Source organism: Citrobacter sp. Ca225 (assembly GCF_030337175.1).
In the GTDB taxonomy this organism is placed as follows: domain Bacteria; phylum Pseudomonadota; class Gammaproteobacteria; order Enterobacterales; family Enterobacteriaceae; genus Citrobacter_A; species Citrobacter_A amalonaticus.
In genome coordinates, this window is sequence record NZ_JAOWCD010000091.1 from 1 (window position 1) to 24,945 (window position 24,945).

The 24,945-nt window shown below is 51.0% G+C and carries 23 protein-coding genes and 2 pseudogenes; 13 read left to right on the forward strand and 12 right to left on the reverse strand.

Features of this window, described 5'->3' with window-relative positions:
* The 4 genes and pseudogenes from OGW13_RS17350 to OGW13_RS17365 all read right to left on the reverse strand — a co-directional run.
* Positions 1–413 (reverse strand): annotated as a pseudogene (locus OGW13_RS17350) (IS5-like element ISKpn26 family transposase); the annotation flags it as partial.
* Between the two features lie 45 nt (positions 414–458).
* Positions 459–1,790 carry a 6-phospho-beta-glucosidase GmuD gene (gene gmuD / locus OGW13_RS17355; protein WP_353622485.1) on the reverse strand — a complete coding sequence of 444 codons (1,332 nt, stop codon included), beginning with the start codon at positions 1,788–1,790 and terminating at the stop codon, positions 459–461.
* A 20-nt stretch (positions 1,791–1,810) separates the two neighbouring features.
* Positions 1,811–3,142 carry a PTS sugar transporter subunit IIC gene (locus OGW13_RS17360; RefSeq protein WP_042998692.1) on the reverse strand — a complete coding sequence of 444 codons (1,332 nt, stop codon included), beginning with the start codon at positions 3,140–3,142 and terminating at the stop codon, positions 1,811–1,813.
* Positions 3,143–3,154: 12 nt separating this feature from the next.
* Entirely contained in the window at positions 3,155–3,469 is a 315-nt protein-coding gene (locus OGW13_RS17365) for a PTS sugar transporter subunit IIB (protein ID WP_042323435.1), read from the reverse strand.
* Positions 3,470–3,761: 292 nt separating this feature from the next.
* Between OGW13_RS17365 and OGW13_RS17370 the strand changes: the two genes are divergently transcribed.
* Positions 3,762–4,718 carry a LacI family DNA-binding transcriptional regulator gene (locus tag OGW13_RS17370; protein WP_042998691.1) on the forward strand — a complete coding sequence of 319 codons (957 nt, stop codon included), beginning with the start codon at positions 3,762–3,764 and terminating at the stop codon, positions 4,716–4,718.
* A 33-nt stretch (positions 4,719–4,751) separates the two neighbouring features.
* On the opposite strand, the gene OGW13_RS17375 is transcribed toward OGW13_RS17370, so the two are convergent.
* Positions 4,752–5,045 carry a YicS family protein gene (locus OGW13_RS17375; protein ID WP_058587360.1) on the reverse strand — a complete coding sequence of 98 codons (294 nt, stop codon included), beginning with the start codon at positions 5,043–5,045 and terminating at the stop codon, positions 4,752–4,754.
* Between the two features lie 129 nt (positions 5,046–5,174).
* Here OGW13_RS17375 and OGW13_RS17380 point away from each other — a divergent pair, with 129 nt between their 5' ends.
* The 9 genes from OGW13_RS17380 to nlpA all read left to right on the forward strand — a co-directional run bounded on the left by OGW13_RS17380 (position 5,175) and on the right by nlpA (position 13,996).
* Complete coding sequence (locus OGW13_RS17380) at positions 5,175–5,591, forward strand: GNAT family N-acetyltransferase (RefSeq protein WP_044254537.1); 417 nt, start codon at positions 5,175–5,177, stop codon at positions 5,589–5,591.
* A gap of 103 nt (positions 5,592–5,694) precedes the next feature.
* Positions 5,695–8,493: a transcriptional regulator DagR gene (gene dagR / locus OGW13_RS17385; RefSeq protein WP_142764780.1), complete on the forward strand. Its 2,799-nt coding sequence runs from the start codon at positions 5,695–5,697 to the stop codon at positions 8,491–8,493.
* 120 nt (positions 8,494–8,613) lie between these two features.
* Positions 8,614–9,039, forward strand: coding sequence for a PTS sugar transporter subunit IIA (locus OGW13_RS17390; RefSeq protein ID WP_042998687.1), 426 nt, complete (start codon positions 8,614–8,616; stop codon positions 9,037–9,039).
* An 11-nt stretch (positions 9,040–9,050) separates the two neighbouring features.
* Complete coding sequence (locus OGW13_RS17395) at positions 9,051–9,536, forward strand: PTS sugar transporter subunit IIB (RefSeq protein ID WP_044328028.1); 486 nt, start codon at positions 9,051–9,053, stop codon at positions 9,534–9,536.
* A gap of 23 nt (positions 9,537–9,559) precedes the next feature.
* Entirely contained in the window at positions 9,560–10,309 is a 750-nt protein-coding gene (locus tag OGW13_RS17400; RefSeq protein WP_287116322.1) for a PTS mannose/fructose/sorbose/N-acetylgalactosamine transporter subunit IIC, read from the forward strand.
* On the forward strand, positions 10,306–11,166 hold the full coding sequence (locus tag OGW13_RS17405) for a PTS system mannose/fructose/sorbose family transporter subunit IID (RefSeq protein WP_161215577.1): 861 nt from the start codon (positions 10,306–10,308) through the stop codon (positions 11,164–11,166). The genes OGW13_RS17400 and OGW13_RS17405 overlap by 4 nt, the downstream gene beginning before the upstream one ends.
* 3 nt (positions 11,167–11,169) lie before the next feature.
* Positions 11,170–12,279, forward strand: a complete 1,110-nt coding sequence (gene dgaE, locus OGW13_RS17410) for a D-glucosaminate-6-phosphate ammonia lyase (RefSeq protein ID WP_044263591.1) — start codon at positions 11,170–11,172, stop codon at positions 12,277–12,279.
* On the forward strand, positions 12,266–13,009 hold the full coding sequence (gene dagF / locus OGW13_RS17415) for a 2-dehydro-3-deoxy-phosphogluconate aldolase (RefSeq protein WP_142764781.1): 744 nt from the start codon (positions 12,266–12,268) through the stop codon (positions 13,007–13,009). Before dgaE ends, dagF begins: the two co-directional genes overlap by 14 nt.
* A 168-nt stretch (positions 13,010–13,177) precedes the next feature.
* The gene (nlpA, locus tag OGW13_RS17420; protein ID WP_044254530.1) at positions 13,178–13,996 is read left to right on the forward strand and encodes a lipoprotein NlpA; all 819 of its coding nucleotides are present in this window, start codon (positions 13,178–13,180) and stop codon (positions 13,994–13,996) included.
* Between the two features lie 25 nt (positions 13,997–14,021).
* Here the strand turns inward: nlpA and OGW13_RS17425 are convergent, their stop codons facing one another.
* Positions 14,022–14,924 carry a carboxylate/amino acid/amine transporter gene (locus tag OGW13_RS17425; RefSeq protein WP_287116323.1) on the reverse strand — a complete coding sequence of 301 codons (903 nt, stop codon included), beginning with the start codon at positions 14,922–14,924 and terminating at the stop codon, positions 14,022–14,024.
* A 192-nt stretch (positions 14,925–15,116) separates the two neighbouring features.
* Between OGW13_RS17425 and OGW13_RS17430 the strand changes: the two genes are divergently transcribed.
* A complete protein-coding gene (locus OGW13_RS17430; protein ID WP_044254526.1) occupies positions 15,117–15,635 on the forward strand; it encodes an anti-virulence regulator CigR family protein in 519 nt (172 codons plus the stop codon).
* Positions 15,636–15,682: 47 nt separating this feature from the next.
* On the opposite strand, the gene OGW13_RS17435 is transcribed toward OGW13_RS17430, so the two are convergent.
* The 6 genes from OGW13_RS17435 to OGW13_RS17460 form a co-directional block, all read right to left on the reverse strand.
* The gene (locus tag OGW13_RS17435) at positions 15,683–16,201 is read right to left on the reverse strand and encodes a fimbrial protein (protein WP_192503052.1); all 519 of its coding nucleotides are present in this window, start codon (positions 16,199–16,201) and stop codon (positions 15,683–15,685) included.
* Entirely contained in the window at positions 16,194–16,715 is a 522-nt protein-coding gene (locus OGW13_RS17440; RefSeq protein ID WP_287116324.1) for a fimbrial protein, read from the reverse strand. The genes OGW13_RS17435 and OGW13_RS17440 overlap by 8 nt, the downstream gene beginning before the upstream one ends.
* Positions 16,716–16,727: 12 nt before the next feature.
* Positions 16,728–17,723, reverse strand: a complete 996-nt coding sequence (locus OGW13_RS17445; RefSeq protein ID WP_109739713.1) for a fimbrial protein — start codon at positions 17,721–17,723, stop codon at positions 16,728–16,730.
* 18 nt (positions 17,724–17,741) lie between these two features.
* Positions 17,742–18,443 carry a fimbrial chaperone gene (locus tag OGW13_RS17450; protein ID WP_109739712.1) on the reverse strand — a complete coding sequence of 234 codons (702 nt, stop codon included), beginning with the start codon at positions 18,441–18,443 and terminating at the stop codon, positions 17,742–17,744.
* Positions 18,436–20,793, reverse strand: coding sequence for a PefC/AfrB family outer membrane usher protein (gene pefC, locus OGW13_RS17455; protein WP_287116325.1), 2,358 nt, complete (start codon positions 20,791–20,793; stop codon positions 18,436–18,438). Before pefC ends, OGW13_RS17450 begins: the two co-directional genes overlap by 8 nt.
* Positions 20,794–20,861: 68 nt before the next feature.
* Entirely contained in the window at positions 20,862–21,398 is a 537-nt protein-coding gene (locus OGW13_RS17460; protein ID WP_104445835.1) for a fimbrial protein, read from the reverse strand.
* Positions 21,399–21,745: 347 nt separating this feature from the next.
* On the opposite strand from OGW13_RS17460, the pseudogene OGW13_RS17465 reads away from it, so the two are divergent.
* A pseudogene (locus OGW13_RS17465) lies at positions 21,746–23,608 on the forward strand (S6 family peptidase); the annotation flags it as partial.
* 92 nt (positions 23,609–23,700) lie between these two features.
* Positions 23,701–24,908 (forward strand): IS3 family transposase gene (locus OGW13_RS17470; protein WP_109455549.1). Its coding sequence is split into 2 segments (ribosomal slippage): positions 23,701–24,022 and positions 24,022–24,908, totalling 1,209 coding nucleotides; the frame shifts between segments, so codons are not numbered across the junction.
* Positions 24,909–24,945: the final 37 nt, after the last annotated feature.

A 24,945-nucleotide genomic window follows, 5' to 3' on the forward strand; every position in this document is an offset into this window, starting at 1 on the left:
TGGGTCATCATGACGCCTGCTTCGGCCAGCCAGCGATTGATGGTCTTGAACAATTGACGGGCCAGTTGATGCTGCTCGAGCAGGTGGCGGAAATTCATGATGGTGGTGCGATCCGGCAGGGCGCTATCCAGGGATAATCGGGCAAACAGGCGCATGGAGGCGATTTCGTACAGGGCATCTTCCATGGCACCGTCGCTCAGGTTGTACCAATGCTGCATGCAGTGAATACGCAGCATGGTCTCCAGCGGATAGGGCCGTCGGCCATTGCCCGCCTTGGGATAAAACGGCTCGATGACAGCGGTCATATTCTGCCATGGCAGAATCTGCTCCATGCGGGAGAGGAAAATCTCTTTTCGGGTCTGACGGCGCTTAGTGCTGAATTCACTATCGGCGAAGGTGAGTTGATGGCTCATGATGTCCCTCTGGGATGCGCTCCGGATGAATATGATGATCTCATATCAGGAACTTGTTCGCACCTTCCCTAAATCTAACTGGACAAAACCATAGCGGTTTTTATATCCGTTGAGCCATGACCAGTTATCAATAAAGGTCCACATATGGTAACCAAGGCACTGACAGCCTTCATTGATCCCTTTATGCAGCCATTTAAGATGTTCAGAGACAAATTCAATACGGTAACTGTCGTTAATTTGCCCGTTCTGAATAAATCGCTGTTCGTTTTCTACACCCATTCCGTTTTCAGAAATAAAGCAGCGCGGGTTGCCGTAATTATCACGCAGATTGGTAATAATATCGTAAATACCCGGCTCATAAATTTCCCAGCCCCGGTAAGGGTTCATTTTACGGCCTGGCATTTCATAATAATCAAACAACCACTCCGGCATAAATGGCGCATTCAGATTGATGGCGGTATCGCGGCATTTTACGCGGCGGGGCTGATAGTAATTAATGCCCAGCAGGTCGATTTTGCCATCGGCAATCAGCTGTGCGTCACCTGGTTGGCAGGCGGGCAATTGATCGTACTCTTTCAGTAACGCCACCAGATCCGCCGGATATTCCCCTTTCAGCACCGGGTCGAGGAAGCTGCGGTTGAACAGCAGATCCGCATGGTGCGCGGCTTTCACATCCGCCGGATGCTGTGAGCGCGGATAAGAAGGCGTCAGGTTGAGCACGACACCGATTTCGCCGTCGTTGTTGCCCGCACGATAAGCGCGAACCGCCGTCGAGTGCGCCAGCACGGTGTGATACGCCACGGTGGCTGCGCGTCTGAAATCCACCACGTTGGGGTAATGGAAGTCATACAGATAGCCGCCTTCTACCGGCACAATCGGCTCGTTAAAGGTGAACCAGTGCTTAACGCGGTTGCCGAACAATTCGAAACACGTCTGCGCGTAGCGGCCAAAGGCTTCCACGACGTCACGATTTTCCCAGCCGCCTTTCTCCTGCATCACCATCGGCATGTCGAAGTGAAACAGCGTGATAAACGGCGTGATACCCTGTGCCAGCAGTTCGTCGATAACGTTGTTATAGAACGCCACTGCTTCTGGATTCACCTCGCCCGTACCGTCTGGAATCAGGCGCGACCAGCTTAACGAGGTGCGGAAGCTGTTATGTTTCAACTGCTTCAGCAGCGCGATGTCCTGTTTCCAGTGCTGATAAAAGGTTGAGGTGTTCGCCGGGCCAACCCCCTGATGGAAACGACCTGGCTGGCGGTCGAACCACACATCCCATGTGGTCTGGCTTTTGCCGCCGTTCAGGCTATCCCCTTCGGTTTGCAGCGCTGAGCAGGCACTGCCCCACCAGAAGTTTTCAGGAAAACGGTATCTCATTGTTCTGACTCCTTGATTCATTATGAGTTGCTACGGGCAGCGTTCGCCACGGAGACGGCATCCTGGGCTTTTTGCTCTTCTGTCTTCAGCAGAGAACGTTCGTAAGCGCGCAGGAACGGGAGGTAAATCAACGCTGACATCACCATACAGATCAGACACATCACCACCGGACTAAAGGCCCAGTTTGCCGCCCAGGAGGCGCCAATCGGTGCGGGCGTGGTCCACGGCGTCAGTGACACCACCTGATCCAGCCAGCCCAGGCGGGTTGCGGTGTAAGCCAGTACGGCGTTGATCATGGGCACGAAAACGAACGGGATAAACAGCATCGGGTTCATGATGATCGGCGCACCGAACAGAATAGGCTCATTAATGTTGAAGAAGCTAGGGACGATGCCCATTTTGCCGATCGTCCGCAGATGGGTAACGCGACTACGCAGCAGCAGGAAGGCCAGTGGTAAAGTCGAGCCCACGCCGCCGATCAGCAGATAGTGATCCCAGAAACCTTGTAAATAGACGTGTGGCAATGCCGCGCCTGCTGCCAGCGCCGCCTGGTTCGCGGAAAGGTTGGCCATCCAGAATGGGTTCATAATGCCTGTGACGATCAGCGAACCGTGAATACCAGCAAACCAGAAAATCTGGCACATCAGGACCGAAAGCAGAATCGCCGGCAGGGAGTCAGACGCGGAAACCAACGGTGCCAGCAGGTGCATGATCGCCTGCGGAATGATCATGCCGGTCTGCGCTTCAATAAACAGGTTCAGCGGGTGTAACGTCGCAATGACCACCAGAACCGGAATGAGGATCTCAAACGAACGGGCGACGCCGGTCGGAACCTCTTTCGGCAGACGGATAGTGATGTTGTGCTGCTTCAGCCAGGCATAAACGCGCGTGGCATAGATGGCGGTGATCAGCGCGGTAAAGATCCCCTGACCGGAAAGGTACTGGGTGGAGATTTTCCCGTCGGCATACGGGGCGGCGACCAGTAAAAAGGCCATAAACGCCAGCAGGCCGGACATGATTGGATCGAGATTAAACTGACGGCCCAGACTGGCGCCAATGCCCACAGAGATGAAGAACGTCATAACGCCCATGCTGAGGTTAAACGGCAGCATCAACTGTTCACGATACGTGGCGGAGAAATCGAGCCAGCCACGGGCAAAGCTGTTGGTGGTTTCGGCAGAGAACGGCGGAAAAATAAACACCAGCATGAACGAGCCGATGATCATAAACGGCAGCGCCGCGGTAAAACCATCACGAATCGCAATCACATACTTTTGCTGGCCCAGTTTACCGGCAAGAGGGGTGATGGATTGTTCTATGACAGCAACCATTGACTGATATAACGAACTCATAATGACACCTTTCTAATGTGCCGCTTCAATCAGCGACAGAGCAAAATCCAGCACCTTGTCACCGCGTTGCATTCCGTAATCCTGCATATCAATGGCTTTTACGGGGATGTTTTGGGTGGCAGCCTTCTCTGAGAGCGTGTTAAGCATGTATTTTACCTGGGGGCCAAGCAGCACCACCTGGTAATTTGGAAACTGAATGTCAAATTCGGAAACGCCATATGCATCAATTTGGACTGGCAGCTTCCGCTCTTCTGCGGCTTCGACCATTTTACGAACCAGCAGACTGGTGGACATCCCTGCAGAGCAACACAACATAATCCTGAACATTATTAACCATCCTCAAAATGTAAAAACTTATTGCGAGTCTGATTTGATATCATACGGAAACCGGTTTCCATATGAAGCAAACGGAACTGTGACAACCGTCAAGATCTTATTCTTATAAGGCTAATTATTTGGATTTGGCTCACGGTTTTGGTGCTATTTCATACTTTTTGAGTGGAAACGGAAAATCGGTTTCCATGAAAAACGGAAACAGCTATACTGCGTGTGGTGATTATTTGAGCCAATGTTAAATTCAGGATTGAAGGAGCCAGGCAGGCTCTGTCAGGGGAGAATGATGTCTACTATCAACGATGTATCGCGTTTGGCTGGCGTGTCTAAAGCCACGGTGTCGCGCGTGTTGAGCGGATCGCGTGGTGTGAAGGAAGCCAGTCGTCTTGCCGTGTTAAAGGCGGTGGATGAACTGAACTATCGTCCGAATGTGATTGCCCAGTCATTACTCAGCCAGAGCACCGGTTGCATTGGCGTGATTTGCGCGCAGGACAACATTAACCAGACGACGGGCTACCTTTACGCACTGGAAAAACATCTGAGCCAGCACCAAAAGCATTTGTTGCTCCGCTTTGCCAACACCAAAGCAGAAGTAATGAGCGCCCTTGATGAATTAAGTTGTGGCCTGTGTGACGATGTGCTGATTATTGGGGCGCGTTTCCCGCTGAATATCAGCCAGGAAAACGTCATTCTGGTGGATTGCCTGGAAGCGGGCGACGATGTGACCAGTATTCAGTTTGACCACAGCTTTGCCACCGAAACGGCCTGTAACTATCTGATTAGCCAGAATCGACGGCAGATTGCCCTCATTCATCCTGAAGGGATGGGATTCTCCGAACAGGTGCTGCTCGGCTACAAACACGCGCTGGAGAAGAATTTCCTGCCCTTTAACCGTAATCTGGTGTTTATGGAAGCCACCTCTTCCTCGGTCGCGCTACAGGAGTTGTTGAATAACGCCTCCACGCTCAACTTTAACGCCCTGCTGGTGGCGGATGAGCAGCAGGCTCAGCGGGTGATCCCACAATTGCAGGCGTTTAATAAGTCGGTTCCGGAAGATATTATGATCTTCAGCCTCGCCGGTTCGCTGCATCTGCCGGGGATCCCGACCATCCCGGCAATCGAATACTCCATGGATGCGATGGCGGCGCGGATTGTCAGCTGGCTGAATGAAAAAACGCAGAGCATGTTGGGATCGTATGTGCTGCGCGGCGACCTCATCATTCCGGATGTTCGCCAGCGGTAAGCTAATTAACGGGCGTGAGGCATAGGCTTCACGCTACATATCCGGGCATTCCACCTTACCGAGCGCTTCCCAGTAGTTGCTCTGATTGTTCCTTTCCATCGCCAGCGCCGCCTCGCGGATGTGCTGCTGATTGCCTTCATTCGCCATGATCGTTTTTTCCCACGCCTCGTCTGAAGGCGAACCTTGCGGCGTACAAATTTTGCGTAAATCGTTGAGTATCGTATTTTTTTCGTGCACGGATTGCAGTGCGCCGTAAGGCGAGTCGGCCTGCGCCAGCGTTGGCATCAAGAAAAGGGCGGCAATGATCGGTAAAACGGCTCGTTTCATGGTAATAATCCTTGTAGTCGATGCGCATCATTTCAAGAGTAAGTGTAGATGGTGTACGACTCTCTCAGCAGCCCGTGCGAAAGTCGGAAAAGGCTTCAGCCAAAAGTTGTATTTTTTCAGGAGGATAGAATGCAGATACAAATTACCGATACCGTTACCGAAGACGATCAAAATGCACTGCTCACCGGATTGCGCGCTTACAATTTTCAGTTTCTGCAAACGAGAAATTTTGGCGATCTGGCGGTTTACTGGCGTGACGAGCAGCAGAAAATCCGGGGGGGATTGATTGGCAAAATCAAAGGGGAATGGTTGAGCATTGATTTTTTATGGATGCATGAATCCCTGCGTAAAGGCGGTTACGGTAGCCAGCTAATCCAGGCCGCAGAGCACGCCGCTCGCGAAAGAGGTTGTCTCCATGCGCTGGTCGATACCCTGAGTTTTCAGGCGCTGCCGTTCTACCAGAAGAACGGTTATCAACTGCAACTGACCCTTGAAGACTTCCCGGAAAAAGGGGCTGCCCGGCATTATTTATCGAAAACATTTTGATGACCGGAGGCATTCACCGTGACGTCTGGACGCCGATTCACTTTCTTGCATAGCAGAATAGTGTATGTTCTGAACAATCATTTAATTCTTAAGCGGTAAAAAGATGAGACGGATCGAGATCGTACTGGGAGAGCTTGAAAGACTGACGCGTGGGCTGGATCGTGCCGATTTGGCGCAGGAGACGGCATTCACCGCGGAGGCGATTGGCTTCAACCTGGGGCTGGCGCGCAACTCGGTCAGTAAAGATCTCAACCAACTGTGGAATGACGGTCTGGCGATTAAAAGCCGGGGGCGTCCGGTGTTCTTCCTGCACCGCCAGACGCTGGAGACATTGCTGGGGCGCAAACTGGAGAGTAGCGAGCGCGAGGTGCGCTCGGTGGCTGACCTGCTTCCGCAAACGGAAAATACGGGCGACGACGATCCTTTCACCGGCCTGATTGGCTATGACCGCAGCCTGCGCGATGCGGTTGAAAAAGGCCGCGCCGCCGTGCTCTATCCGCAGGGTTTGCACGTGCTGCTGACCGGCCCATCCGGCGTGGGGAAAACCTTTTTTGCCGAACTGATGCACCGCTTCGCCTGCGAAAAGTCCGCCGGTTCCCCGCCGCCGCTGGTCTACTTTAACTGCGCCGAGTACGCCCATAACCCGGAACTGCTCTCTTCCCACCTGTTTGGCCATCGTCAGGGGGCATTTACCGGCGCGAACGAGAATAAACCCGGTCTGGTTGAGCAGGCAGACGGCGGCTATTTGCTGCTCGATGAAGTGCACCGTCTGCCCTACGAAGGTCAGGAAAAACTGTTCTCTATTCTTGATAAGGGTGAGTACCGTCCGCTGGGGGACAGCAGTAAGGCGCGTTCGATCTCGGTACGGCTGATTTGCGCCACTACGGAACCGGCGAATTCATCGCTGTTGCGTACCTTCCAGCGACGCATTCAGGTAAGCATCGATTTGCCGGGGATTCGTCAGCGATCGATTGAAGAACAAGTGGAGCTGATTGTTGGTTTCCTGCAGCGTGAAAGTCGCAAAATCGAGCGCACGGTCAGCATCGACAAAACGCTACTGCTCTGGCTGTTGAACAAACCGCTGGAGGGCAACATTGGTCAGTTGAAGAGTGATATCCAGTTCCTGTGCGCCCAGGCGTGGGCGTCAGGAATGACGGAACATAATGACACACTACAACTGGATAAACGGCTGGCGGAGATACCGTTTCACGCCACGCCGGAACAGCGCCTGTTGGTCGATGCCTTGTTTGAAGGGAAAGAGCGGCTGAACATTGATGCGCGCACGTTACCGGCGCTGAAAACGTCGCTGGCGACCGGGGCGGAAATTGAAGAGAGCGATCTGTTTTACAGCTTCCTGACCCGTGAATATGTCAATCTGCGCAACAGTAATGTCCCGCCGGCGGAAACGCTGGCTATCCTGAAAAACAAGCTCAGCTCGATTTTCGAATATGGCCTCTACAGTCGCGATAGCGTGGCGCATCCACCGCGTTATGGCGATCAAATCGAAGAACGCGTGACGCTGTTGATCGGCTGCGTGGAACAGGTGCTTACGTTTACGCTGCCGGAAAACCTGGTGAATCCGCTGCGCAAGCACTTCCTGGCGCTGATTGGCTACGTCCAGCGCGGGTTGATTCCCCAGCTCTACTCTTCCAGTCTGATCCTCGATCGCTGCAAAGATGAATACGATAACGCCACGCTGCTGTGCCGCAAAATTAATGAACTGCTGCATATTCAGTGCCCGGCGACGGAAGTGGTCTGGCTGTGCCTGTTCCTTAAAGAGTGTCGTCATTACCGCCAGCGCATTGATGCCAGTCCGGATTGCGGGGTGATTCTGGTCGCGCACGGCGCGACCACCGCGACCAGCATGGCGCAGTATGTTAACCGTGTACTGGAACGCGACCTGTTCAGCGCAGTCGACATGCCGTTTGAGCAGTCGGTACATGACACGCTGGAAACGCTGACCCAGATTATTCAGACCCAACGCTATCAGCGGCTGATCCTGATGGTCGACATCGGTTCACTGGTACATTTCGGCAGTACGATCAGCAAGTTATTTCAGATAGACGTACTGCTGATGCCCAACATCACGCTGACCAGTCTGCTGGAGATTGGGCTGGATTTAAGCTACGAAACCAGCGATTTACCTCAATTGGCGGCGCTGATGCAGAGCAAAAATATCCCCTGCCAGCTGTGTACGCCGCAGCAGGAAAACGGCGGCAAAGTGCTGGTCGTCTCCTGCATTACCGGCATGGGAACGGCGGAAAAAATTAAAAAAGTGCTCGAGGAGAGCTTCGGCGAACTGATGTCGCAGGACACGCGAATGGTGATCCTCGATTACAACGACGTGCGCAGTCTCGAACGTGTCCAGCAGGCGCTGAATGCCAATGAGCGACTGGCAGGGATTGTCGGGACTTTCCAGCCCGGACTGCCGGATATTCCGTTTATCTCGCTGGAAGAACTGTTCTCTGAGCAGGGGCCGGAGCTGGTGTTAAGCCTGCTGACGCCGGATCTCTCCAGCGCCGAGCGCCGTCTGGAGATGGAGCGCAGCGCGATGCGCTTTATCAGCGCGCTGACCATGGAGAGCATCATCAATCATATTTCAGTGCTCAACCCGCAGCGCATTCTGAAAGAGATGGAGGGCGTGCTTAACCATCTGACGACTGCGCTTTCCCTCAAACCCAGTCGCCAGGTGACACTACGCTTCCTGATCCACTGCTGTTGCATGGTTGAGCGTATCGTGATCAACCGTAAACCGTTACAGATGGCGCTGGAAAACAAACCGAATCTGGATCCCCGCGCGTTTAGTGTCATTAAATCTGCGTTTCTGCCGATCGAAGAGGCCTATGCCATCCGGTTATCGGATGCGGAATATTTTTATATCTACGAACTGCTTTATAGCTGATCCCTTAACGGGCGAGGCGTTGCGCCTTGCCCGCTCTCCTTTCCCCCTCGTGTGACACAAATACTGGCACAGCCTTTGCTCTTTCCTTGCGTGTAAATGTAATCGCGCCAGGAGGCCATTTTGACTACCACTCAACCGTTGCCCGACATTCTGCTGCTGACCCATGGCGGCTGGGGACAACAGCTTTGTAACAGCCTGCGCATGGTGATGGGCGAAATTAAAGGCGTGACAGAAATTGCGCTGATGCCCGTCGATACGCTGGGTGAGTTTTATCAGCGTGTTGAAGACGTGGTGAAAACCATGCCGGAAGGCTCACTGATTCTGACCGATTTTGTGGGCGGCACGACATCCAACGTGGCGGCGCGGCTGAGTGCGGATTATCCGGTGGCGGTCGTTTCCGGACTCAACGCATCACTGCTGCTGGAAGCGCTGGACAGACGTGAACACGGTTCACTGACTACCTGCGTCAGCGAACTGGTGGACGCCGGACGCAGCAGTTGCCTGGACGTTGTTGCTCACGTCCGTCAATTACAACAATCACAATAAGGAAAACCATCATGGCAAACATCGTGTTATGTCGTATCGATAGCCGACTGATCCACGGACAGGTGGTGACGAAGTGGGTCGGGCAGTCCCAGGCCAACCGCATCGCGGTGGTCAGCGATGAACTGGATGCCGATCCGTTTATGAAAAACATCTACCTGATGGCCGCGCCGCCGAACATCAAAGTGGACTGCTACAGCAACCTGAGCTTTGCCGCCTCATGGCAAGAGAACCAATTGGGCGATGGCAATGTGCTGGTGCTGTTCCCTTCTCTGGCGGCGATTCAGCAGGCCGTACAACAGGGGTTTGATGTCTCCACGATTCAGGTGGGGGGGCTGGGCGGTGGACCGAACCGCAAAGCGGTATTCCAGAACATTACGCTCGATGAAAAAGACGTTGGCATTCTGAACGACCTGAAAAGTCGTGGGATTCAGGTGTTCTTCCAGACTATCCCGGAAGATAAACCGCAGTCGCTGGACGATATCCTGAAAAAATTCTAATTCTCTGATAATGGGATAACACTATGGATACCTTAGTTTTTGCAAGCCTCATGGGGTTGTATTACTGGTTTGCCCGCTTACGCCTTGGCTACACCTTCTCTGCCATGCTGCTTCAGCCGGTGGTGGTGGCTGTTTTCGTCGGGCTGCTGCTTGGCAATATGCAGACCGCGATGATTATCGGTGCCGGGATGCAGCTCGTTTATCTCGGCGTGACCTCCACGCCTGGCGGTAACGTGCCGTCAGATCCGGCGCTGGCGGCCTGTATCTCGATTCCCATCGCGGTGAAAGCCGGGATGGACCCGAACCTGGCCATTGCGCTGGCGATCCCCTTCGGCGTGATCGGCGTCTTCCTTGACCAGTTGCGTCGTACCCTGAACGCCGCATGGGTGCATATGGCTGATAAGCACGCGGAAACGGCGTACATGTCGGGCATTATGCGCTGTGCGTTCCTCTACCCGGCACTGCTTGGACTGGCGCTGCGTTTCCCGGTGGTGTTTGCCGCGAACTACTTCGGTCAGGACGTGGTGGAAAGTTTCCTCAAACTGATGCCGCACTGGCTGACCCACTCCTTTGAAATCATGGGCGGGATCCTGCCGGCGCTGGGCTTCGCAATCACCATTATGGTGATCGGTAAAAAGAGCCTGCTGCCGTGGTTTATCGGCGGATTCTTCGCGGTGCTGTACCTCAAGGTGGACATCATGGCGATGGCGATCTTCGGTACCTGTGTGGCCTTCCTGATTAAAGGCCTTGCGAAAAATGAAGGAGCAGCATGATGAGCAGCGACGTAATGCAGCATGAACTGGTTGAGCGCGCACGGACGACCGGGGCGTTAACCAAAGCGGATATCACTAAAGCGTGGTTTATCTACTGGTTGGGCGCGGAAGTCTCCAACTCTTATGAACGTCTGCAGAGCCTGATTTTCTGCGCCTCGATGACACCGATCATCAAAAAGCTCTACCCGCAAAAAGAGGAACAGGTGGAGGCGCTGAAACGGCACCTGAACTTCTTCAACTCCGAGCAAACATTTGGCGCGGTGATCCAGGGGATTTCCATCGCCATGGAAGAACAAAAAACGCGCGGCGAGCCGATCAGCGATGCCTCAATTACCGGGATTAAAACCGGTCTGATGGGGCCGCTGGCCGGGATGGGCGACTCCATTGTCTGGGCCGCCGTCATGCCGCTGCTGATTGCGATTTTCATCCCTTTCGCCGCTAATGGCAGCGCGTTTGGCGGTATTGCACCGCTGATCCTCTATCCGGCGATTACCCTGGCGATCAGCTACGGTCTGATCCACAAAGGCTACACCCTGGGACGTGATTCTATCGTCGGGTTATTGCAGGGGGGGCGAATCAAAGAACTGATCTACGGCGCGAACGTGCTGGGGTTGATCATGATGGGCGCGCTGTCGGCAAGCTACGTCAAGATCACCACACCGTTGAAAATCAGCGCCCTGAAGGGTTCTGAAGTGGTCGTGCAGCAGATCCTCGACTCTATCGCGCCAGGCCTGCTGCCGCTGGCGGCGGTGTTTGCCATCTATATCTTCCTGGTGAAAAAGGGTCCGCGTTACACCACCATTCTGCTGTCGATTGTGGCGCTGAGCGTGGTGTGTTCGCTGCTGGGAGTGTTGTAAGCCATGACAGAGAATATTTATCAACAGCTGGGGCTAAAACAGGTGATTAACGCCTGCGGCAAGATGACGATTCTTGGCGTCTCCAGCGTCGCGCCGGAGGTGATGCAGGCAACGGCGCGCGCGGCCTCGGCCTTTGTCGAGATCGACAAGCTGGTGGACCGAACCGGTGAACTGGTTTCCCGCTTTACCGGCGCGCAGGACAGCTACGTGACCTCCTGCGCCTCGGCAGGGATCGCCATCGCCGTTGCCGCCGCCATTACTCGTGGCGACCCGCTTCGCGTGTCGCTGATGCCGGACAGCAGCGGAATGGCCAACGAGGTAGTGATGCTGCGCGGTCATAACGTGGACTACGGCGCGCCGATTACCAGCGCCATTCGTCTGGGCGGTGGGCGCGTTGTGGAAGTCGGTTCGAGTAACCTGGCCGCACGCTGGCAACTGGAGAGCGCCATTACTGACGAGACCGCCGCACTGCTGTATGTGAAATCGCACCACTGCGTGCAAAAAGGCATGCTCAGCATTGACGACTTTGTACAAGTGGCGCAGATCCACAACCTGCCGCTGATTGTCGATGCCGCCGCCGAGGAGGATTTACACGCCTGGGTGGCGAGCGGGGCGGATATGGTTATCTACAGCGGGGCGAAAGCCTTCAATGCGCCGACCTCCGGGTTTATCACCGGCAATAAAACGTGGATCGCCGCCTGTAAAGCGCAACATCACGGGATTGCCAGAGCGATGAAAATCGGCAAGGAGAACATGGTCGGGCTGGTGTATGCGCTGGAAAATTATCACCAGGGGCAGACCGTGGTGACCGCCGAGCAGTTGCAACCGACGGTGGAGGCGATTTCGGCCATTCGCGGGCTGACCGCCGATATCGAGCAGGACGAAGCCGGGCGTGCCATCTGGCGCATTCGCGTTCGGGTTGATGCGCAGGTGTTTGGTCTGGACGCGCGCGACGTCGAAGCCCAACTGCGAAGTGGCGATATCGCCATTTACGCACGGCGCTATAACCTCCATCAGGGCGTATTCAGCCTCGACCCACGTACGGTCGCTGAGGGGGAAATGGCGTTGATTGTGGCGCGACTTAAGGAGATTGCAGAACATGCAGCAGATTAATTTTTATCGTCAGCGTGTGGCGATTAACGTGCTGGCGAAAGATATCGCTAACGCCAGGGAAATCTATGACGCCGCCGAGGGACACGCAGTGATTGGCATCCTGTCTGCGCAATTTTCGTCGGTCGACGAAGGTGTTCAGGAGGTGAAGCGCTGGATGGCGGACGTGCCGTCGATTTCGGTCGGGCTGGGGGCGGGCGATCCGGCGCAGTTTTACAAGGCGGCGATGATTGCCGCAATGGTCCATCCGGCACACGTCAACCAGACCTTTACCGGCAGCGGTTTTGCCGCAGGTGCGCTGGCGGCGACGGGGGGAGAACAGACCCATATCAATGCGCTGGTCAGCCCGACGGGGACGCCTGGTGACGTGTTGATTTCCACCGGCGTCAGCAGCAGTCAGGGGACGCCAGCGCGCGTCTCCTGCGATACCGCCGTGCGGATGATGCAGGATATGGGGGCGCACGCGGCCAAATTCTTTCCGATGGGCGGGGAGAAGTCGCTGCCGGAGCTGTACGTACTGGCGAGCAGCGCGGCGCGTAACGGCATGACGCTGATTGAACCGACCGGCGGTATCGATCTGGATAATTTCGGCGTCATATTGCAGACCTGCCTGGAGGCGGGAGTGCCACGCGTGATGCCGCATGTGTACAGTTCGATTATCGATCCGCAAACCGGGAATACGCGTCCTGAAGATATCGTCAGGTTAATGGACATCATCAAAGCGCTGGTATGAGCCGAATGGCGCTGCGTGTGGTCAGCGCAGCGCCATCAGGATTTTCGCATATTCTCCCTTTATGCCTTTTTCTTCTTATTGATACCTTTTCGGTTTTTAAACCGCCGTGCCCTTCCCGCTATAGTCATTTCATTACTCATCAGGCGGTTATTTCAAAAGGATAAAAATGTGAAATTGACGATACCTCATTTACGGACAGGGGCGGCGGTACTGCTGGCGGGATTGTTGCTGGTCGGGTGCGATCAGCAGAGCAGCGATGCAAAGCACATTAAAGTGGGTGTGATTAACGGCGCCGAGCAGGATGTCGCGGAAGTCGCCAAAAAAGTGGCGAAAGAGAAGTACGGCCTCGACGTTGAGCTGGTCGGTTTCAGCGGCTCGCTGTTGCCGAATGACGCCACCAACCACGGCGAACTGGATGCCAACGTTTTCCAGCATCGTCCGTTCCTTGAGCAGGATAACCAGGCGCACAACTATAAGCTGGTGGCGGTAGGGAATACTTTTGTCTTCCCGATGGCAGGCTATTCGAAAAAAATTAAAACGGTGGATCAACTGAAAGAGGGCGCGACGGTGGCGATCCCGAACGATCCGACTAATCTGGGACGCGCACTTCTGCTGCTGCAAAAAGAGAAGCTGATTACCCTGAAAGAAGGGAAAGGTCTGCTGCCAACGGCGCTGGATATCACCGATAATCCGCGTCACTTGCAGATTATGGAACTGGAAGGCGCGCAGTTACCGCGTGTACTTGACGACCCGAAAGTCGATGTAGCGATCATCAGCACGACCTACATTCAGCAAACCGGGCTTTCTCCGGTTCATGACAGCGTGTTTATCGAAGATAAAAATTCGCCGTACGTGAACATTCTGGTGGCGCGGGAAGACAACAAAGACGCGCAAAACGTGAAGGAATTTTTGCAGTCCTATCAGTCGCCGGAAGTCGCCAAAGCGGCGGAGAAAATCTTTAACGGCGGCGCGGTGCCGGGTTGGTAAGATGAGCGTTGCCGCGCCAGTGATGTCAAACGGTTCTGGCGCGGCGGCGAGAATCCATCGAGATCAACACCACGGACGACAGAATCAGCAGTGTGCCCAGCCAGTCCGGCAGCGTGAAGGTAATGCCCAACAAGAGCAATGACAGCAACGCGCTGCTCAGCGGTTCGGCACAGCTTAAAATGCTCGCTTTCGGCCCGCCAATCATCTGCGCCCCCTTCAGATACAGGCTGAACGTCAGTGACGTGCCGATCACCACCAGGTAGAAAAACGCCAGAATCAGGCTGCCATTCACCACGAAATCCGTGCCCTCTCCAGCGTAAAACGGCAGCAGGATCATCCCGCCGATTAACATACTCCAGCCGACAATCGGCAAAGTGCCGTAACGTGCAATCAGCGTTGACGGGTAGGTGGTATAAAACGCGGCGGCAAATGCGGAGGCGATCCCCCAGAACAGCGCGGCGGGTGAAATTGACAGCGAAGTAGGGTTGCCGTGCGTTACCAGTAAAAAGGTGCCGATCAGGGAGGTGAGGATTGCCGTTAGCACCAATACGCCGGGACGGGCCTTACGTACCAGCGCGAACCACGCCACGATAATCGTCGGAGACAGAAATTGCAGCACCGTGGCGGTCGCGGCGTTGGATTTTTCGATGGTCAGCAGGAAGGTGAGTTGTACGGTCAGCGCACCGATGACAGAAAATATCAGCAGACTCAGAGCGTCTTTGCGGTCTTTGAAAAGGGAAAAAATTTTGTCGCCGTGGACAAAGGAGAGCATCAGCAGAATGAGTCCGGCGAAGATCAGACGCGTCATGGTCAGAAATGGCGACGACATCTGGCTTTGCTCCATGATGTACTGCGCGCAAACGCCGGAACTTCCCCATAAAACGGCGGCAATCAGAACGTTCAGCATCCCTCTTCTGGTGGACCCCATGTTTTCCTCGGCTGTGTTTTTTCGACGCTATTTGCAGGCATGATAGCAGATAAGGCACAGCCGTTACCCTCCACACAACAGGTTGTTTATTAATGGCCTGCGAGCCAATGCAAAACCAGGAATATTTGACATTGCGTACTTGATGGCGGCGCACTATTGTCAAAGTGGAACATCATCTGGAAGGAACACATCATGGGTAAGCGTCGTGGTTTAACGGCAGTGCTGGCCACACTGGTTTCACTCTCTCTGTTCGCTGCGCCGGTCATGGCGAATCCGGGGAATGGTAACGGAAATGGTCATGGCGGAGGCGGCCAGGGCAACAGCAGTGGCAATCATGGAAATAAGGGCAACCAGGGAAATAACGGGCAAAAAGGAAATTCGGCCCAGAAAAACAACGGTTCATCCGATCATCGTAAAAATTACGGCAAACCCGATCACGTCGAGTCTGACATCAGTTTCGCGACAGCGCGTCATCTGGCGGTGAACTACGGCCTGACGGGATATGATTCTCTGCCTCCGGGCATTGCGAAAAACCTGGCGCGTGGAAAACCGCTCCCTCCGGGCATCGCGAAAAAAACCGTACCGGCATCCATGCTGGGGCAACTGCCTTATTATCCTGGCTATGAATGGAAAATTGTTGGGGATGATTTAGTGCTGATTGCGCTCAGTACCGCCGTGGTCACGGCGATTATTAATGGGGTGTTTGATTAATATATTTAAAGGCCGGGGAGCGTTCCCCGGCCTGTGTATATACCATCTTAATAATAGGTAAATGTAACCGGCAAACTGGCGGTGTAATTACCCGCCGGTATTGTACCGGTATGGGGAGACACTCTTGCTAACAAGGTGCCATCAAACTGCTTTTGATTCACAAGAAAAGGCGCTTTACTCAACTCGACCGGCGTGCCGAATTCAACCGCACCTCCACCCTGCTTCCATGACAAGGTAATATCAACCATATTATTTGACGTAGTGAGTTTCGAATTACTGCCCCCAGCCAGAGTAACCTCAAATTTGGTGATATCACTGACACAGTCAATCACGAGGGGAACTTCAACATTATTATCGCCTAATAAGGCACCTGATGTGGTAATCAGCGGAAGTTGCACGGTTTCAGGCAGGCCAAGCCCTTTGTTGATTTGGCACTGAGGATTAGTGACCTGCATTGAAATGGGAAGACTTACGCTTGCCGTTTGTGCGGCGTGACTGTTAAGTGCCGTTGTTGCGCTTAACAGCCCCACCAGTAACGGAAAAAATAGACATGTCCTGTCAATCATAGGTTACCTCGACAGTCAGACTAGTGGAAATATTCCCGGCCTGAAGCGTTTCTTCAGGAATTTTTTTTGGCAACAGCTGGAACTGACCAAGCGTTTCATTTTGGTTACTTAATGCAGTTGATGCGGGAACAAAAGACTTATTCAATTCTAGCGGCGTAAAATCTGTCCCGGATGCATTTTTCCATGACAACGCAAGCCCAACGCCGGATAAACCCGTTTTCATCAGGTTAGTGCTGTTCGCGGAAACGCCAGCAGCGGGCGAGAATTTTAGCGAGATCCCGGTTGCAGGCCAGCTGCACGCAATACTCAGATCAACTGTCTGTGGTGTTGTTGCGCTATTTTCAAACTGGCTAAAGCTGATTTGTTGAAAGTTCAGGTTTGCCGGAGAGAGAGACAGTGCGCACGTATTTAAGGCTAACTCGGCGTTTATCGTCACTCTCTTCTGCTCGGATTTCGACGCAGAGGCATTGTGAATTGAAAAAAGTATCAAAATAAAGGCTAACCATCTGAGCATAATTAATCCAGCTTATCTGTATATTAGCGAAACATTCAGGTACGTAGAAACCTTTCCGGCAGGAAACGGTGTTGATGGTTTGACGTTGATTCTGAATCTAGCACTATCATCAATATTTTTTTGTGTTTGCGAATAGAGCTGATAATTAGTATTGAGAGGGATAATTTGTTCACTCCCGTACAGTCTGGTTATCTGGAAATTTAACTTCCGGCCATTAGTATCATTGGCACTAAACATACCATTCGCTGCATCGACTACATTTTCAGGGTCTAAACGGACATAGAGACCATTGATTAATGCTTTATTTTTGCAAGAGTATGAAACTAATAGCTCTTTATACAAACCTCGATTCACGTCGCTGGGTGTTAATTTTCCAAAGTCAATATTTTCTGGAATGAGACTCATTGAGCAAGTGCCGATATCATTTATATAAAAAGATATCGTTGATCCCCCTAAAGCATTATTAACTTCGACTGAAGGGCTGTTGAGAACAGTACGCCCAATAGAAAGCACTGGAACAGTAACATTATGTTGACCAGTTTGAGTGTTTTTCATCCAGTACTCATCATTCACAATAAGCTTCGCTTTGCCGAGGACTGTGCCAGAAGGCCAGTCAACTCTTTCTCCCGGCTTAATCATATCGGAGGTAAGCCAGGAACCCGAGTCGCAATGCATACCTTCGAGCTGCCACTCAATGCCCGGATAGGATGTTGTTATAGTATTGGAATTTTTACAGGTCCCACCACTGGTTATTTTCATAGCCATTTTACTTTGCGGGGTTAAGAAATCTATATAATCCGCATCACAGGACATACCGTTTGTTATGCTTATCTGCATTGCTATTACAGGACCATTTTTCTCTGACGTATAACCATACGCCCAATGATACATATCGCTGGAGGGATCTCTATCGAAAGTTATTGTTCCGCCAGAGCAATCCTTTGCCTGGACAGGTAATGAACTAAGTGATAAAAAAGCTATTAAAAGAGCAAATATGTATTTATACATAATAAAAACCTTTGCGTGTCAGGATTTGTTTAATTTATACTCTTTGTCAACGCCATAATCATCAAACGCTACAATGCTAAGGTTGCTACCGGTAATTGTTTTACCCAGAGAAACTTTTTCACCTGGCGCAAAGACAGATAATTTTTCTTTAATATCGTCACTAACTTTAATGGGCGTTCCGTGTTGTTTAACACTGATGATCGCAAAGTAATAGGGTGTATCGTTCCAGAGGATGGTGTTGCCCTCACTGCTTATCATTTTAATCTGTTGTTCGGCGTTTTCCCTTTTCTCTTTCAGTGCGTCAGGGCGATAAAACATTTTGACCTGGGTATGCAGCGCAATGGATAATGCATTCATACCTTCTTTGGGTGCTTTAGGGATCTCCTGGATATTGATCCAGAAAAGCGATTCTTTGTCTTTTGGTAACGCATTATTAATTTTCAGGATACGCAGGATTTGTTTGTGCTGATCGGCCACTTTAAAAAACGTTGGGCTGGGCACAAAATAGACGTTCTTGTCGTTTTGGTCCTGGTTTTCAATCCATATCTGTCCGCCATATTCCTGAGCGGACTGGTTATCAACCTGTACAGAGATATTCTCTCTTTTTTCATCAAATACATAACGTGTGCTGTTAAGGACAAATGCCGCATGACTTGATGCCGTAAATAAAAACAGTGACGCAGAAAAGAAAAACGTTCTCAGTGTATTGTTCTTAGCCACACTTAATCTCCTGTGCTTTACCCGAATCTTTCTGCAGCGATCGTGAATCGAATTTGCAGTCACCTACAGATATGATCCCTTCATCTTTATCTTCAAGATTCATTAACAGAATCCCGCCGTTGTTGACGTAGCCAATTTCCTGGTTTTCTGCGTTTTTAGCGATACTCCCCATTGGAATAACAAAACCATTACTGCTGATAACTTTGACAATATACGTGTTAATTTTTCTGTATTTCACTTTTTTGTAGATAATGGCATTTTCTGTCGGCGTGACATTAATTGCGTTTTCTGTCAATTCGACGCTTTGTGGCAAGTTGTCGGCATTGACCGTAATGGTGTTATTGTTATAAGCCGTTAACGGTATAACGGCTCGACCTTTTTTATCGCCCGGCATGGAGCCATTAAATCTGACGCCTGGAACATCCTCCATTTGTACAATCGCAATTTCATCATTTTTCACAGGCGTAAAAAGAATACCTGCATCTGGCAACCCGATAATACTTCCGCCAACCTGGAAGGAAGAACTGGAAGTGTTCCCCATTTGCGAATAGCTTGCCGAGGTTTGAACCTCGTCAAACAGATAAGACGCTGAAATCGCGCTTCCTCTGGTGTTGCGTGACTGACTGATGGACGCATTATAGCTCAGGCGTGAATTAACACTTCCCGCAACACCGGTATTGAAATTCGTGCCATTACGGCGATCATAGTTTATGCCAGAGAAGCTGTAGTGCGATTTATCAAACACGCTGAAGGGTACGCTAAGGGATACCCCGGCGTTATAATCACTTTCCATCCCCTGCAGTCTGGAATATCCGGCATTCAGGGAGACTGATATATTATTAAAACTCTTGCTGAGATTTACGTTTGCCCCTACCTCACTGGAAGTGTCCCAGTAATCTTCCTTCCAGGCTGACATGTTTAAGAATACATTCATTTCCGGGAGTTGATAGGTAATAATCGATTCATACCGCTGTTTGGGTCTGTTGTTTAACAGATTGTAATAGCGATAGTTAAAATCCGCGTAGTCAATGTAATTTTCTGAGTTAAAGCGATAACCGATTAACTGTAAATTCGCGTTTTCACCTAAGGCACGGGCATATTTCACCGATGCGCTAAAGCCGTTCATCGTTTTGCCATTATGGTATTTTGCCTGCGACAGGTTGCCACTCATTGCCATGGCACCAAACCAGCCGAAAGAACGGATAAAACCCAGGCCAACGTTGTTATAGTTTTTATCTACCAGTGCAGAGGTATTGAGCGTAAAGGGCTCAAAACCATAATCATAGGTCATCTGCGCGAATAAACTATCATCATCACGCTTGTCACTGTATTGGTCAACTTTACTACCTACCGCGATATTGTAATTGTAATTGCCAGGTTTTAATAAATTGGGCAGCACAGCGACCGGGAATCGCTGTTCTTTTACTGAACCATCCTCTTCATAAATTTTCAAAACAATGTCACCCGAATACACGCCGGTCAGATCGTTAATCACAAAAGGACCCGGCGGGACCACGAACGATTTTAATGTGTATCCGCCTTGTTCGACGGTGACACGGGCATGTGTTCTGGCAATACCATTAATTACCGGGGCATAAGACTGCGAGTCCCAGGGATACATATCCTGATTGGATTTTAACTGTGCGCCATAAAAGGTAAAACCATCGTTCAGGGTATTGTAAGACTGGGTTTTACCAATCAGGATATCTGATTTTATCGATTTTATCGCATGCGTTAACAGCAGGTTATTGCTCTGGAATTTTTCTCCCTGATACGCGTATCCTCTCCCAAGCAGAACCCATTCGCCTATATTGATCTGGCCTTCGATATTGCCGTATGTTGTCCGATCCTGGTCACTTGATTTTGATGTATTGACATCATAGGCGAGTTTGAAACCGGCACTGCCATAATCCCAGGCACCGCCTTCTTTTTTATTATCGATAAAGCCAGCCTGAGGCATCTCGATCGACAACTCCTGCAGGGAAGGATCAAATTTAACCCGACTGTTCTTCTCTTTATCAAGAAGATAGCAGTTGCGTGTGGGGTTAAGATACTGTTTATAGAATTCTTTATTAAGAAAAATGCCTTTTCCCTGTAACCATTTATCCGAAAGACAAATATGCTCTGCATCAGCATTGCTGAGTGTTAGTTCCACAGAGGTCGCTGTTTTAGAACCATTAAAAAGTAGATCGACAACATAGTTCCCCGGGATGTTTTGTCCGGTATTCTTTAGTACTTCTGGTACCTCTTTGCTGCCACCACGGATAAAACTGTAATTGAAATCGTCGGCAAGAACTTCATTCGACCATAAATGAAAAATGATAGCGATACATAATACTTTTATTTTCATTACTTTTCCTTGCCAACATGTACCTTATTTAATTAAGGGAGCCAAGGCTCCCTTTTTATGAAAGATATTTATTTATATGCGATTACATAGCTTGCAGAGGCTGAGAATGGACCAGCAGTAAGAGTGCCAGTGCTTGGTTTGCTCAGCCAGGCACTATAATCGAAGGAGGCGATACCACCTTTGGTGGAATTATAATCTAAAGAGGTTGCACCCGCTTTAATTGCAGCCTCAGCACCCTGTTTGACTGCATTTGTACCGACCAAGTTCATAAATGCGTTAGTGCCACCTGCTGCAGCGTTAGCGATGCCTACATCCGTTAGTGTCGGAGAAGACCAAGAAACATTAGCTTGAGCTTTTGCAAGACAATCAGGCGTTTGAGGAACGAGCTTAAAAGCTACTTGTGCCCCGTTTGCTGCTGTATTTGCAATAGTGCCTAAATTAACAGTGCTAACACTCGTACCACTGCTATCTTTTACACTAACTTCGCAAGTGGCGGTCGAAACAGAACCCGTAAAGTTTACAGTACCAGTGTTTGGCGCAGCCATAGCACTAGACGCTACACCCAGAACCGCCACAATTGCCGAACCTAAAATCAGCTTTTTCATTTTATACTCCATTAGTAATAGGCTTAATTCTAAAGTCAGCTCATAACAATCTTAATGAGCGAGGCAGAATATATTGCCTTGGGAATTCGATGGCAAATCCTAAAATGGCGTTTGTTACTTTCCTATCGGCTTTTTTTATTTGTCATTTCGTTAGTTATATAGTTTCAGTTTTCGTAACTAATTTTTTTATTTTTTGTAAGGGAGATATAAAATAGAGTAAAGATGATAGTGTATTTATCATAATACTCTTTCAGGATATAAGAATAAAAAAGCCCCGTTATTTTATTGACTGATTCTGGTTTTTATTGATTTTTAGTGTTTTAATCTGATAGTTCCCGGGGGATAAAGTGAATAAAGTATATGCAATAAAAAAGAACAGAAAGGGCGAAGCTGTTGTCGTTTCAGAAGTCAGTAGAGGGATAAGGAGGATAAGGAAATGTCAAATAGTACGAACAACCCTGAATGCCTTGCTTATCAGCATGACAGGATTAGTATGTCCTCTATCATCAGAGGCTTCAGTTAGCGTACACAGTATTCCTTACCAGACATATCGCGATTTTGCTGAGAACAAAGGCCTGTTTAAGCCAGGCGCAGAAAACATCCCGCTATATGATAAAAATGGATCTATCGTTACCACGCTAAATAAAGCGCCCATGATAGATTTCAGTTCAACTGACACAAATGGTATTGGAACGTTAGTTGCACCGCAATATATCGTCAGCGTGAAACACAACGTGGGTTATAAACAGGTGAAGTTTGGTTACAGTGACGACACCACCTATAACCTGGTTGAAAGAAATAATCACGAGTGGGATTTCCATCGGCCTCGACTGAATAAAATTGTGACAGAGATTGTGCCTCTTGATATGACCAGTGCGGGGATTGAAAATGGTACATATCAGAATACAGAGCGGTTTCCCGTTTTCTATCGGGTCGGTACGGGAACGCAATATGTCAAAGATGAGAGTGGCAAATTGACACAACTCGCAGGGGGATACTCTTATAAAACAGGAGGAATAGTAAATCCACCATATACTTCTAGCTGGCGTTTTTTCACTATCACAACAGATACCCCTCTTTCCACCTATGGTACTCCTGGGGACAGTGGCTCTCCATTATTTGGCTGGGATGCACAGCAAAACAAATGGGTTGTAGTTGGAGTACTCAATTCTTATGCGGGCTTATGGGGTAAGACTAACTACTATACAGTAATCCCTGTCGGTGACGTGGTTGAAACCATGAAGCTGAACGCTGATGCCCCAATCCATTCACAAAAAAATGAAGGTGATATTCACTGGACTTATGATGACAAAACCGGCGTTGGCGCATTAACCCAGGGGGCGGCCTCATGGTCAATGCATGGTAATCAGGGGGCAACCTGGCCTGCTTCATTGAACAGCGGTAAAGATCTCATCTTCCAGGGGGGCGGCTCTGTGGTGTTAGAAAATACCGTTGACCAGGGGGCAGGGACGCTGACCTTTGATGATGATTACATTATTAAGCCCCTGGATTCTCAGACCTGGAAAGGTGGCGGAATCATTGTTAACGGCGATCATACCGTCGACTGGCAGGTGAACGGTGTTCAGGGTGATAATTTGCATAAGCTCGGTACCGGGACACTGAAAGTGAATGGTACGGGTATCAATCCAGGTGGGCTGAATGTTGGCGAAGGGACGGTGGTTCTGGCACAACGACCGGACATCGATGGCAACGTTCAGGCCTTTAATAATGTCAGTATTGTGAGCGGTCGCCCAACCGTTGTGTTAAGTGATGACAAACAGGTTAATCCCGACAATATCAAATGGGGTTATCGCGGCGGTAAGCTCGACATCAACGGTAACAGCCTCACCTTCCATCAGCTTAACGGCGCGGACGACGGGGCGATCCTGACCAACCGCGGGAAACAGGCCTCCGTCAACCTGGATTTCAATAAAGCAGATGCCACAACGGCAGTTGCCAATATCTGGCACGGCCACTTCACCGGCAATGTTGATGTCAAAAATACCGTTACACCTGGAACGCAGAACGACTTTGTCATGGATGGCGGGATGAACACGCAGGGGAGCTTCACCCAGCAAAATGGCCGCCTGTTTGTCCAGGGGCATCCGGTTATCCATGCAGCCAGCAGCCAGGGCGTGGCGGATAAGCTGAAAGCGCTGGGCGACAACTCTGTCCTCACTCAGCCGGTTTCCTTTACCCAGAGTGACTGGGTGATGTAGCCCCCTGAAACACCAGACAGTAGCTGTATCTCCAGATAAGAGATAGGCTTGAATATATGTCTAACACTAACGCCAATTTTGAGATGACCGGGATCCTGTTAGGGCAAGAAGTCCGTAAACGTAAAACTCCTCAGGAGAAGATCGCCATTATCCAGCAGACGATGGAGCCGGGCATGAATGTCTCCCATGTCGCCCGCCTGCATGGCATCCAGCCCAGCCTGCTGTTTAAGTGGAAGAAGCAATATCAGGAAGGCAGCCTCACCGCCGTTGCGGCCGGAGAAGAAGTTGTTCCAGCTTCTGAGCTTACTGCTGCTCTGAAGCAGGTCCGGGAGCTTCAGCGCCTGCTGGGCAAGAAGACGATGGAAGTTGAGATCCTGAAAGAAGCCGTGGAGTACGCTCAGTCGCGAAAATGGATAGCGCACGCGCCCTTGTTGCCAAAGGACGGGGAATAGCCCTGGTCAGCCGCACCATGGGCGTGTCGCGTGCGCAGCTGTCACTGCGAATTAACCGTTCTGCCGACTGGCAGGACAGGCGCTGTAACCGGCGTGATGACGAAGCAGACGCTGAAATACTGTCAGAGATCCTCGATATCATCAGCGATATGCCCAGTTACGGCTATCGCCGTGTGTGGGGCATCCTGCGTACGCAACGCCGTACAGAGGGACTGCCCCCCGTGAACGCCAAACGGCTTTACCGGCTTATGAGTGAGCATAATCTGCTGTTACTGCATGACAAACCAGAGCGGTCGAAGCGTGAACATAAGGGCAAAATCGCGGTGGCAGAAAGCGATATGCGCTGGTGTTCAGATGGCTTCGAGTTCGGCTGCGACAACGGTGAGAAGCTGCGGGTCACGTTCGCGCTGGACTGCTGCGACAGAGAAGCCATAGACTGGGCAGCGAGCACAGGAGGCTACGACAGTTCGACGGTGCAGGATGTGATGCTGAGGTCGGTGGAAAAGCGCTTCGGCGACGGGCTGCCGACCACACCGGTTCAATGGCTGACGGATAACGGTTCAGCATATACCGCGCATGAAACGCGGAGGTTCGCCAGAGAGCTGAATCTGGAGCCGTGTACAACAGCGGTGAGCAGCCCGCAGAGCAATGGCATGGCCGAACGATTCGTGAAGACGATGAAGGAAGACTATATCGCGTTCATGCCAAAACCAGATGTGAGAACAGCCCTGCGAAACCTTGCAGCAGCGTTCACACATTACAATGAAAACCACCCGCACAGCGCGCTGGGATATCACTCCCCGAGGGAATATCGGCGGCAGCGGACATCGTTAACTTAAGATACAAAAGCTGTCCGGAGATGGCGGGTCAAGATCA